At 45.5% G+C, this 12047-nt stretch carries 10 protein-coding genes; 8 read left to right on the top strand and 2 right to left on the bottom strand.

What is annotated here, in order from left to right; translation table 11 throughout:
- On the top strand, positions 1-1021 hold a 1021-nt coding region (gene serB / locus A3739_RS16330; protein ID WP_068502072.1), incomplete at its 5' end, for a phosphoserine phosphatase SerB.
- A gap of 40 nt (positions 1022-1061) precedes the next feature.
- Here serB and A3739_RS16325 read toward each other — a convergent pair.
- Positions 1062-1409 (bottom strand): type 1 pili tip component, encoded by a 348-nt coding sequence (locus A3739_RS16325; RefSeq protein WP_068481974.1) that lies wholly within the window; start codon positions 1407-1409, stop codon positions 1062-1064.
- Positions 1410-1603: 194 nt separating this feature from the next.
- Between A3739_RS16325 and ppc the strand changes: the two genes are divergently transcribed.
- From ppc to A3739_RS16290, 7 genes are all read left to right on the top strand, one after another.
- The gene (gene ppc / locus A3739_RS16320) at positions 1604-4279 is read left to right on the top strand and encodes a phosphoenolpyruvate carboxylase (RefSeq protein WP_082878452.1); all 2676 of its coding nucleotides are present in this window, start codon (positions 1604-1606) and stop codon (positions 4277-4279) included.
- Positions 4280-4425: 146 nt separating this feature from the next.
- On the top strand, positions 4426-5820 hold the full coding sequence (locus tag A3739_RS16315) for an aminoacyl-tRNA deacylase and HDOD domain-containing protein (protein WP_068502069.1): 1395 nt from the start codon (positions 4426-4428) through the stop codon (positions 5818-5820).
- 215 nt (positions 5821-6035) lie between these two features.
- Positions 6036-6692: an adenylate kinase gene (gene adk, locus A3739_RS16310; RefSeq protein ID WP_068481980.1), complete on the top strand. Its 657-nt coding sequence runs from the start codon at positions 6036-6038 to the stop codon at positions 6690-6692.
- A gap of 96 nt (positions 6693-6788) precedes the next feature.
- On the top strand, positions 6789-7496 hold the full coding sequence (gene tsaB, locus A3739_RS16305) for a tRNA (adenosine(37)-N6)-threonylcarbamoyltransferase complex dimerization subunit type 1 TsaB (protein WP_068481983.1): 708 nt from the start codon (positions 6789-6791) through the stop codon (positions 7494-7496).
- A 16-nt stretch (positions 7497-7512) separates the two neighbouring features.
- Complete coding sequence (locus tag A3739_RS16300) at positions 7513-8340, top strand: undecaprenyl-diphosphate phosphatase (protein ID WP_068481986.1); 828 nt, start codon at positions 7513-7515, stop codon at positions 8338-8340.
- 49 nt (positions 8341-8389) lie between these two features.
- Positions 8390-8692 carry a hypothetical protein gene (locus A3739_RS16295; protein WP_068481990.1) on the top strand — a complete coding sequence of 101 codons (303 nt, stop codon included), beginning with the start codon at positions 8390-8392 and terminating at the stop codon, positions 8690-8692.
- A gap of 5 nt (positions 8693-8697) precedes the next feature.
- Positions 8698-9510, top strand: a complete 813-nt coding sequence (locus tag A3739_RS16290; RefSeq protein WP_068481992.1) for a class I SAM-dependent methyltransferase — start codon at positions 8698-8700, stop codon at positions 9508-9510.
- A gap of 41 nt (positions 9511-9551) precedes the next feature.
- Here A3739_RS16290 and plsB read toward each other — a convergent pair whose 3' ends face one another.
- Entirely contained in the window at positions 9552-12029 is a 2478-nt protein-coding gene (gene plsB / locus A3739_RS16285) for a glycerol-3-phosphate 1-O-acyltransferase PlsB (protein WP_068482084.1), read from the bottom strand.
- Positions 12030-12047 lie beyond the last annotated feature (18 nt).

Below are 12047 nucleotides of genomic sequence, written 5' to 3'. Positions count from 1 at the left end.
GTTGTTCCGTATGCACGAACTCGAGCAAGATGTGAGTTTCAAGCCTGTTAGCAAGGAAGAATACGCCCTGTGGGTGGAAGGCAAAGGTAAGGCTAGATACATCGTTACACTCTTATCACGATCTATCTCTGCGGAACAGATTTCTCATGTGTCTGCGATCACCGCTCGTCACGGTTTGAATATCGACAACATTACGCGATTGTCTGGTCGTCCCGCCGTTGAGCAGAGCATTGAACAAACTAAGGCATGCATTGAGTTTTCAGTGCGTGGCACGCCGCCTAACTTAGATGATTTGCGACAAGACTTCCTTGCTATCGGCAACGAGTTAGGTGTGGACATTGCGTTCCAAGAAGATTCAATCTTCCGTAGAAATCGTCGTTTAGTTGTCTTCGATATGGACTCGACTTTGATTCAAGCTGAAGTAATTGATGAGCTTGCGATCGAAGCGGGTGTTGGAGATCAAGTGGCTGAAATTACAGAATTTGCGATGCAGGGTAAACTTGATTTTAAAGAGAGCTTTGCTCGTCGAGTGGGTTTGCTTGAGGGTTTGAGCGAAGAAGTTCTCGAGAAAATCGCTGCACGTTTAAAATTGACCGAAGGTGCTGAAAAGCTAATTTCAACGCTTCGCAGTCTTGGATATAAAACCGCTATTTTGTCGGGCGGATTTACTTACTTTGCTAAAGGGCTTCAAGAAAAGCTTGGAATAGATTACGTCTATGCCAACAATCTTGAGATTGAAGATGGAAAAGTAACAGGCCGTGTCACGGGCAATGTGGTTGACGGTCAACGTAAAGCCGATTTGCTGGATGAGTTAGCTGAGAAAGAGGGTATTGGTCGTGCTCAGGTTATTGCGGTGGGAGATGGCGCAAATGATCTAGCAATGTTGAGTCGAGCCGGCTTAGGTGTTGCGTTTCATGCCAAACCTTTGGTGAAAGAGAGTGCCAAACACTCCATTTCAAATTTGGGCCTAGATGCCATTCTTTATTTGATTGGCTTCCGCGATCGCGAATCAGAAGCATAAAAGGATCGGGTCAGTTCTGTAGTCGCTGACCCTTATTTACTTATCCATTCGCGGCTTTTTTTCCAGCCTGTTTTAGTAGGGTGCAGTGCTTTTTACTTAGATCTAAAAAGCGAGGCGTTGGGCCCACATCTTGATACAAAGGGTCTCCTTGCTCGTCAATAGCGGCGACTTCTGTGCCTGCAATGTAAGGCATGGCGGTCTCTAGCTCTTGCAATGCAGAGGAGATGAGTTCGCAAAGAATTTCGTTTTTATTGCGTTTAGGGTACATCTCGGCGAGCGCTTCAATTTTAGCGGCATCTTCGATTGGAATACGGAACGAATATTCGTTCTCGGTCATGATTGCTTTTGCTTGTTTTTCCCATTGCGCTGTTAGTTCTTTAATTCTCATAATTGTTTACACCTAATCGTTTTTCTAAAGACCCTGTCTCCGCAAGCAAGGTCTATTTTGTTCGTCATTACAATATTGAGTTTAGAACTCTGTAAGAGATTGCATGTCGTTGCTTTGTATGAAATTGTAAATATATTGGATAAATCCGTTGTAGAAACGAAGTTTCGTTGTTCTGTTCAGGAAGGGAGAATAGCTTGTCCGAATTACATCCGTTGTTACGTGAAAATGTTCGTTTGCTTGGTACGTTGCTAGGAGAGAATGTCAAAGAGCAGCATGGAGATGACTTATTCGAATTAGTGGAGAAGGTTCGCCGAGCCGCAAAGCTAGATCGAGATGTTGCAGCGGGAGATGCAAGCCCAGAGCTCGTGAGTTTGCTCTCTAATCTTAAAGATGAAGAACTTGTTCCTTTATCGCGTGCATTCAACCAGTTTTTAAACCTTTCTAATATTGCTGAGCAATATCACGGCGTTCGACGAAGTGATGAGCAAGCAATAGATGCCTCAGTGTTATTTGAAGAGCTATTTGACCATCTCGATGCGCATAACGTGCAGAAAGAGAGACTTGCCAGTCTGCTTGAGAGCTTATCAATTGAGTTTGTTCTGACGGCACATCCTACTGAAGTAGCGCGACGAACGCTGATCATGAAGTACGATGCTATTACCTCCGTGCTTCACAGCAAAGATCGCAGTGATCTCAATGAGAGAGAGCAGCAGCAAATTGATAATCGGCTTAATACCCTTGTTTGTGAGGCGTGGCATACGAACGAAATTCGTGAACAAAGACCAAGCTCGGTTGATGAAGCCCGTTGGGGTTTTGCTGTTGTCGAAAACAGTCTTTGGCAGGCTCTTCCCGAATTTCTTCGAGACTTTGATATGGCTTTATATGAGCGTTATCAAATACGTTTGCCTCTATCATCTAGGCCTATTCGGTTTGCTTCTTGGATGGGAGGCGATCGCGATGGAAACCCCAATGTCACTTCTACTGTAACAAAAGAAGTATTGGCTCTGAGTCGTTGGATGGCAGCGGATTTATATTTGAGGGACTTGGCTTCGTTGATGACGCATTTGTCGATGTGGGAAGCGAGCGCGGAGCTTGTCGAATTAGCAGAGCAGCTAGATTCAGGTTCGGGTCGCAATCAAAGCGAGCCTTATCGGATTGTGTTGTCTTCGTTGAGAAAACGCTTATCTAACACTCGTGATTGGGCGGCAGAGGTCGCGCGTGGTGATGTTTCAAATTTCTCCCAAGATCAACTTCTCTTGTTGACAAGTGAATTACTCGAGCCTTTATTGATTTGTTATCGATCATTGCATGAAAAAGGAATAGCGCGTGTGGCAGACGGTGCCTTACTTGATGTGATTCGCCGTGTTCAATGCTTCGGTTTAGAGCTGCTGAAATTAGACGTAAGACAAGACTCTGAGCGCCATGCTGATGCGATAAACGAGATCACGGAATTTTTGGGTATCGGCACCTATAACGATTGGAAAGAGGAAGAGAGACAAGCATTCTTGTTGAAAGAGTTGCAGGGCAAACGCCCTCTGATTGCAAAGGGCATGACTTGGAGCGAAGAGACTCAAGAGGTCTTCGATACTTGTGCAGTGATTGCTGGTGAGTCAGAGGAGGCGTTTGGGTCCTATGTAATCTCTATGGCATCTAAGCCTTCTGACATATTGGCCGTTATCTTATTGTTGCGCGAGCAAGGCATGAATCGAAAGATGCGTATTGTTCCTTTGTTCGAAACCTTGGATGACTTGAATAGCGCGTCAGAAAGCATTGATAGATTGTTGAGTGTGCCTTGGTATGCAGATTACTGTGATGGCTATCAGCAGGTGATGATTGGTTACTCTGATTCGGCTAAAGATGCAGGTCAATTAGCCGCGGGTTGGGCGCAATATCGAGCGCAAGAATCCTTAGTAAAAGTGGCAGCGAAACACGGCGTGAAGTTGAGCCTGTTCCACGGTAGGGGGGGAACGGTAGGTCGCGGTGGAGGTCCTGCTAACAAGGCGATTCTGTCTCAGCCTCCGGGATCTGTTGATGGGCGATTTAGGATTACAGAGCAGGGCGAGATGATTCGATTTAAATTTGGATCGCCCTCTCTTGCAAGTAAGAGTCTAGGGATATACGCGAGCGCTGTGATTGAAGCGAGCTTGTTGCCACCTCCTGAGCCCAAGCCGCAATGGCGCGAAGCCTTAGATGCTTTGACGGCCGTGTCTGTGAATTCGTATAGAGACGTGGTGCGCAATGAGCCTAATTTTGTTGAGTACTTTAGGAGTGTGACGCCTGAACAAGAGTTAGGAAAATTAGCGCTTGGCAGCCGCCCTGCGCGAAGAAAAAGTGGAGGTGGCGTTGAAACATTGCGCGCCATCCCTTGGATATTTGCTTGGATGCAAATTCGCTTAATGTTGCCGGCATGGCTTGGTAGTGATGATGCCTTTGAACAGGCGTTAAATAATGACCAAGATGCACTGATGAAAGAGATGTCTGAGCAGTGGCCATTTTTCAGGGCGCAAGTGGATATGCTAGAGATGGTCTTGATTAAGGCTGATCCGCGTATCGCGCGATACTATGAGCAAATGCTCGTGGACGAGGACTTAAAGCCATTAGGAAAACGTTTAAGAGGTCGCTTCCGTAAAATGGTGAAGTTGGTTAATCAGCTCAAGGGGCAAAAAGATCTACTTGAAGATAGTCCCGAATTTGGTGAGTCGCTGCGTGTACGTGCAACCTACACAAATCCTCTTCATTATCTTCAAGCGGAATTATTGCACCGAAGTCGCGGTCAGTCTCATGCTTCTGAAGCGGAGGCACAACAAGTTGAGTCGGCCTTAAAAGTAACGATGGCGGGTATCGCGGCGGGGATCCGAAATACTGGGTAGGACATACAACGTTACATATTGCTACCTTGTGTAACCCGCATTTGTGACGCGGTACAAGTGCTCAATATCAGCTTCGCTAAACTTGATCTATAAGCCTCAAATTGAGGCTTCAGATTTTTAGAGTAGTTTAGTTAGAGAGAAGTACCGTGCCACTTGCCAGTCGTTTAAGTAAATACATCGATGAAAATGCGATCCAGTGTCAACTTGTTCATCATGCCCGAGCAAGGGATTTGTCCCATGCTGTTTTGTTGGCAGGAGCTGTTGCAGAATGCACGGTTAGAACTCAGTTAATACTCGATCGAGATGGGCCTGCGGTTTTAATTATTCCTTTTCAAAGCCGACCTGATGTTGATGCAGTAAATCGTTTCTCAGGTCGACAATTTCAGATTATTGATGATGAGCAGGCTGGGAAATTGTTTGCTGACTGCGATCATGGGCATTTGCCACTTCTCGCGCAGTCTTATGGTTTAACGGTCTACGTTGATCACTCAGTATTCGAACTTGATGCTATTTTTGCTTCGAGCGGTTGTGCAAACACCTTGTTAAACTTGCCTCGCTTATCGATTCGAGCGGCATTTCACCAATGCAATAAAGGCGACTTTTCTGAAAGTCTAAGCGCGCCAGAGCTAGTAGTTCATATCGAGAAAGGCTACTCGCTTGATGATGTGGCTAAAAAGCTAACAACACTTTATCGTCTGCCTCCGATGCCTGAAACCGCTGTGCGCGTCATGCATATTACGTCTGATCCTAATTCTAGTGTTCAGGAATTGGCCCAGCTTGTGGAGCAAGATCCAAGTTTATCTGCGCAAATTATGCGTTATGCAAGATCGGCATTGTTCAATTACCGTGGCAATTTGACTGATGTGAAAGAGGCGATCAATGCTGTCTTAGGTTTTGAACGCGTCGCTAAACTTTCCCTTGGCATTGCATCCGCTCGTGCTTTTACCTTACCTCTCGATGGTCCATTAGGGCTAAATGCATTATGGCGTCATGCTTTGCATTCTGCTGTGTTAACTCAAGCGCTCTCTGTCATGGTCAACCCTGATTTGGGTGTAGACGAGCACGGGGCATACTTGTCTGGTTTACTCCACAATTTTGGTCTACTGCTCATCGGGCAGCTCTTCCCGCCTGAGTATCGCATGCTCAATAAGCTTCGTGTCGCTGAGCCAGAGAGAACCATGCGTGATATTGAACAGCAAGTATTTGGAATGGGCGCAGCTCAAGAGTTTATCTCATTGGGGCATGGCTCCCTTGGTGCTATTTTATTGAAGCTTTGGGGCTTGCCAGAGTCCTGTATTAAAGTTGCTGCTATGCATCAATCTCCAAGTTACGAGGGTGAGCATCAGGAACTAGTGTCGCTAGTTCAGTTATCTAATTATCTGCTTTCTCTTCATGGTGTTGGTGATGAACCATGCTCGATAGATTTTGAAGGATGTTGCAGTGCTTTGGGTATCGACCCGGAACAAGCGCTTATCTTAGCCGATACAACGGTCGCGCAATGTGAATCTCTTGATGGTTTAGTGAACGAATTAGTCGCCTAAATCAGATTATTTTCAGGGTGAATACCTTTTATTCTCAGTGGCTCGGGGCACAAGACTTTGCCCCGCAATCTGATTGCCCTATAATGGCCGCCTTTCAGTGGTATCAATCGTAAAAATATAACAGGTTGAGTGCGGTTCACTCATGATTTAGCTAGCCGTGAGCTAGTGCCTGTATCTATACCCAAACCGTTTTTTCTATATTGTTGGAGTAATCTATGAAGGTTATTTTGCTCGGCGCACCAGGTGCCGGTAAAGGAACTCAAGCTCAATTCATTACTGAGAAGTATGACGTGCCTCAGATCTCAACGGGCGATATGCTTCGTGCAGCTGTTAAAGCGGGCACTCCACTAGGCTTGAAAGTGAAAGAAGTCATGGCGTCTGGTGGTCTAGTTTCTGATGAGACAATTATTGCTTTGATCGAAGAGCGTATCAAAGAAGACGATTGTGCAAATGGTTTCTTGTTCGATGGTTTCCCACGCACAATTCCTCAAGCAGAAGCGCTTAAAAAGCAGGGTATTGATATCGATGCCGTTGTTGAAATTGATGTAGCTGATGAAGAGATTGTTAGTCGTTTGAGCGGTCGTCGCGTTCACGAGGCGAGTGGTCGTGTCTATCACGTTAAGTTCAATCCGCCTGCAACTGAAGGTAAGGATGACATTACTGGTGATGCGCTTGTTCAGCGTGAAGATGACAAAGAGGAGACTGTACGTAAGCGTCTAGATGTTTATCACTCACAAACAGCTCCACTTGTTGAGTACTACTCTGCGTGGGCTGAGTCAGGTGAAGCAGCTGCGCCAAATTACGTTCGTGTAGATGGCGTTGGTGAGATGTCTAAGATCCGTGATCAGATTGTTGCTGGGTTAGACGCATAAGCGAATAATCTTTGAAAGAAAGGCAGCTCCTTGAGCTGCCTTTTTTATTGCTTGGCGTTTATCATATGTTTTTAAATTTTTGTTTGGCAGGTAAGAATGACAGCAATCCTAGCTGTAGATACATCTTCTGAATTGTGTTCAGTGACTTTGTTACTGAAAGGTGAGTGCGGTACTGAGCTTTTTTCTAAAACGCTAGAAGCCGCAAGAAGTCATGTGCAGCATGTTCTTCCTATGGTGAAGGTGCTTTTGGAGGAGGCGGGGCTTAAGTTGGAGGATGTCGATGCACTTGCGTTTGGCCAAGGCCCCGGCTCGTTTACCGGGCTTCGTATTGCTACAGGTTTTGTTCAAGGTATTGCATTCGGTAAGGATATTCCTGTTGTAGGCGTCTCTAACTTGAGGGCGCTTGCGCATCATGTTTTGCAGAATGAGTCTGAGCAGAACGAGTGCTTCGTTTTAATTGACGCCAGAATGGATGAAATTTATTGGTCTGTTTATGAGCGTGATATCGAAGGATTCCCTAAAGAGCAGTTGCCTGAATCTGTCGACAAGCCGGAACGTGTCGCGGATGCGTTGAAAGATCATACAAACATGCCTGTGTTTGGTAGCGGCCTAGCTTATAAGGATCGAATTTCTTCGATCAGTAATTGGCCTGAATGTGAGGCTGTGCTTGAGCATCCAAGTCGTGCTATCGCAGAGTTGGCCTTGATTGATTTTGAGCAAGGCAAAGCTGTGTCGGCCGAGCAAGCAGCGCCCGTTTATATCCGTGATCAAGTTGCTTGGAAGAAACTTCCCGGAAGAGAATAAATAAAAAGGACGAATAATGGGCTGGTTAGAAGCCTTTGTGCTTGCTCTGATTCAAGGGCTTACTGAATTCTTGCCGATTTCAAGCTCGGCGCATTTGATCCTCCCGTCTCAATTACTGGGTTGGGAAGACCAAGGGCTAGCATTTGATGTCGCGGTACATGTTGGCAGCTTGCTTGCCATTGTTGGATATTTTCGTAAAGAGCTTATCGAGCTTGCTCAAGCTTGGTTGTCTTCGATTTTTCGTCCCGGTTCGGAGTTTTCTGCTTTAGCTGAAAAAAAGCAGCAAGCGCGCTTGGCCTGGTTGATTATTCTTGCAACGATACCTGCCGGGCTTGCGGGTGTTCTTCTCAACGAATTCGTGTCTGAGCATCTTCGTTCTACACTTGTTATTGCTAGTACCACTATATTCTTTGGCATCTTATTGTGGGTTTCTGATCATCGCGGTGCAAGACGTTTGTCTGTGACTGATGTAAACGTCAAAACGGCATTGCTTATTGGGTGTTCGCAAGCCCTTGCATTGATTCCTGGTACTTCGCGATCTGGTATTACAATGACTGCAGCGCTATTGCTAGGCTTAACGCGTGATGCTGCTGCTCGTTTTTCATTCTTGCTCTCTGTCCCATTGATTGCTGCAGCTGGATTGCTGAAGACTAAAGAGTTGTTAGAAACAGGGCATGATGCCCAATTGCAGTTGATTGCTTTTGCAACCTTTGTTTCTTTTATAAGTGCTTATCTGTGTATTCATTTCTTCTTAAAGTTGCTAGAGAAGATAGGGTTTTTGCCTTTTGTTATCTATCGTCTGGCCTTGGGATTTGTTCTTTTTGTACTAGTATTTGTCGCCTAGTGTGTTTTTGCATTACACTTCAGCAACCTCAATAAATATGTGATATTCGATGCAAGTCGGCAACCCTTCAATTAATCTTACATCGCTGCAGCCTGGCGCCACTGAAAAGAGGCAAGACCAAAAGCAAGCCCAGCAGGTGTTAGAAGCGCCTAAGGCCGATGCGCGCGTCGTCGCATCCCCAGAAGTATTGCGTGAAGCCGAGTTGAGACAAGTAGAGCGTTTAGAGCAGTTGCAACGAAGCGAAAATCTCACGGGGCGTAACAAACAAGCGCTACAGGAATACTTCGCAACAGAGCAGGCCGGACAGTCATATCAGGGCGGCGAATTGCTCGGTATTGATATCTACGTTTAATTTGTATGCTGTCTACAAACTCTTCTGTGCCAGCCTTAGCGGTTGGAGTTTCTGATCACGCTTCTCCGTTTGCAGACTCTGCTCAGTCTTTTTCTCAATCCCATCAATTGGAACTTTTCATAGGCCCTTTGTTAGATCAGGCAAAATACGTTCTTTATTTTGATGAGAATGGCCCGAAGCTATATCAAACGGGAAAGGGCGCTCCTGGTCCGATTTCAGCTTCTTTTTTAAGTGGTAAGAATGCGCATCGTATGCGCCACGGCGGAGGAAAGGGGCAGTTAGTGGCAAAAGCTGTTGGCCTAAACAAGGGCGTCTATCCACATGTGTTAGATGCAACAGCAGGTTTGGGGCGAGATGCGTTTGTTTTAGCTACCTTAGGGTGCAAGGTCGATATGTACGAACGAGTGCCTGTTGTTGAGTTTCTGTTGCAGCACGCTTTAGAAGAAGCGCAGTCGTTTAATGATATGGAGATTGCAAAGATTGCTCAGCGTATGACGCTTCAATACGGTGATGCAATCACTAAGCTAGAGAGCTCTTCTGAGCCAGTTGCTGACGTTATCTATCTTGATCCGATGTATCCATCCCAAGAGAAGTCGGCAGCTGTTAAAAAGGAAATGCGAGCCTTTCATGATTTAGTGGGCGAGAACTTAGATGATCATCGTTTGTTGTCCGCGGCATTAGACAATGCGCGATATCGTGTCGTTGTGAAACGCCCCAGGAAAGGTAAAGAAATTGCCGGGCAAAAACCCTCTTTGAAACTAGAAGGGAAAAGCTCTCGCTACGATATATATACGATCAAAAGCTTATCCGAGTTGTAAGGGGCAAGGGCTAAGGGCTGTTAGCCCCTAGATGCCTGAGTCTAGCGACCAGATGTAACCTGCACAATGGCTTGTCTAAGATTGCCATTTAATACAAACATAGAGTCTTCCGCGGCTTTGTTTATCAACTCGCTGTAATTTAGTTTGCCTGTTTCGTTCTCTTCCAGAATGCCTTTCTCTTTCAATATAGAAATGAAGTTTCTGAATAAGGTTTTATCGAAGAACTCAGGAGCGTTCAGGCCAAATAGAATAGACATTCGTTCTGCCATTAGCGTACTAAGCTTCTCGAGCTCTTCAGCGTTCATTGAGCCACTTTCTTTGCGTGTCAGAATAGCAATCACAATATAGTAGCGTTCAAGGGTCGGCATGATGAAGCTCGCTAGAGTCGTTAGTTTTACGAACTCGTTACTGCCGGTATTTGGCCTGTGAACTTCATCGTCCTTAAGTGTTAATAAACCCTTCTCTGCTAGGAGTTTCAACCAAGCTTCAAATTCTTTGTCGACTTCAGCGCTTTCCCACTGAATAAATAATTCAGCACGGATATAAGAGTAAACGGAACGGAAGATCCGATGTACTTCGGCTCTGCTCATTGCAGGGTTGTTTTGCGTAATGCAGGCGATTAACGCCGGAATAGCAAAGAGATGTAGTGTGTTATTGCGATTATAGGTGAGCAAAACGGCGTTGCGATCATTCAATGAAATGATGTCGCCTAGTTCATTGCTTTGACGGCTTAGTAAGCCCATATCTTCTGTGTATTCGATCCATTCTTCTCCAGTACCTTCGGGGAAGGTGATATATGGAGAGTATGTTTGCTCTTTAAGTAGTGCTGCGAAAAATGAAGTTAAGTCTGCTAGTTTGTTGGCGTCCATGGCTTGTCGCTGTGTCGATAGCAATACTGTGGCTGTCAACGTGACCGGGTTAACCGCGGCTGATGCATTGATGCGTGTTGCGATTTCTTTTGATAGGCCACCTACGACATCGTTAAACCAATCAGGTTTTTGATCGTTAATATTCTCAATGCTCTTAATATCATCTTTCCAAGATGACTGATTTTGATCTAGGTAGTTCTCTAAAATAATTGGCTCGCCAAAATTCAGAGCAACTTTACCGAATGATTTTCGTAAGTTCTTGAGAGATTTAAATAGACCGAATACAGATTCTTTTTGCTTTTCCTTGCCACGAAGTTCGCCCATATACGTACTGCCTTCGAGTACTTTCTCGTAGCCAAAATAAACGGGAATGAAAGCAATGGGTTTTTGCTGGTCTTTCAAGTAGCTAGCAACCGTCATAGCGACCATGCCAGCTTTAGGCTGCAGCGTTCGTCCAGTTCGGCTTCGACCACCTTCTACGAAATACTCTATTGAGTAGCCGCGTTTGAACATAATATGTATGTACTCGGCAAATACTGCTGCATAGAGCTTATTGCCTTTAAAGCTTCTGCGCATAAAGAACGCGCCGCCGCGACGAAGGATGCTGCCAACAACAGGAAGGTTTAGATTGATACCCGCAGCAATGTGGGGAACCATAATACCTTCTCGGAACAACAAAGAAGAAAGAAGTAGGTAGTCAATGTGGCTTCGATGGCAGGGTACATAGACAACGGCATGGTCTTTAGTGACCTCTTCTACTGCTTCGACATTTGAGGCGTAAATACCGTTATAGATTTTGTTCCATAAGCGATTAAGAACTCGTTCTAGAAAGTGGATAGTAGAAATCTGCAAGCTCGCGGCAATTTCATCACCATATTTTAAAGCTTGTTGTTTGAGTTCTTGTTTTGGTTTGCCTGATGCTTCGGACTCTTTTGCTATCGCATCGCGAACGGTCGGAGTGTCCACGATTGTTTGAACGAGCGTTTGGCGGTGACTAAGGTTAGGCCCAATAACCGTTTGACGCACGCGTCTGAAATGCACACGTAATATACGTGCGGCCATGCGCTGAGTTCGTTTTGCATCTTTCTCACTGTCGCCATAAAGCTCTTGCAATGAGATAGGTTTGCTAAATTGCACGTAAGTGCGGCGACCATGAAGAAGAATGATAAATAACTGACGAAGAGGGCTCGCAACGGACCAGTTGTCAGTCAAAAGCAATTGAAGCCACGAGCGCTCACGTGTTGGCGCACGGCCCCAGAAAATTGATACAGGTACAATCTGAACGTCGCTATCATCATCGTCTGCAACGTGCTGTGCTAATTGTTTTAGGCGGCCTGTTACGGTTGGACGTTGTTTGCGTTTGAAAAGTCGGCCCAAAGGCTCGTAAAGAAAGAAGAATGAGCGACGCACGTCTGAGTTGCCGAGTGCGAGCTTAGTTTGTGATGAGGGAAGCTTTTGTCTAATCGTTGATTCTTCGAGTACTAGGCGTCCCGAAAATGTGCGGTATTGCAGAACATAAATGACTGGCTTATCTGGGTCTAGTTCTAGCTCATCGGCCTCTGCGCCTTTGATATCAACGCGTACCCACAAAAAAAGAATTTTTCTGAAAAACGTAAAGAGAAGGGTAGAAAGTTTGAAAAAACGACTCATACGGATCTTCATCCATTA

The sequence above is a fragment of the Oleiphilus sp. HI0067 genome, assembly GCF_001635735.1.
Note: the sequence above shows the minus strand (reverse complement) of the source record. Positions and strands in the feature narration are given on the sequence as shown.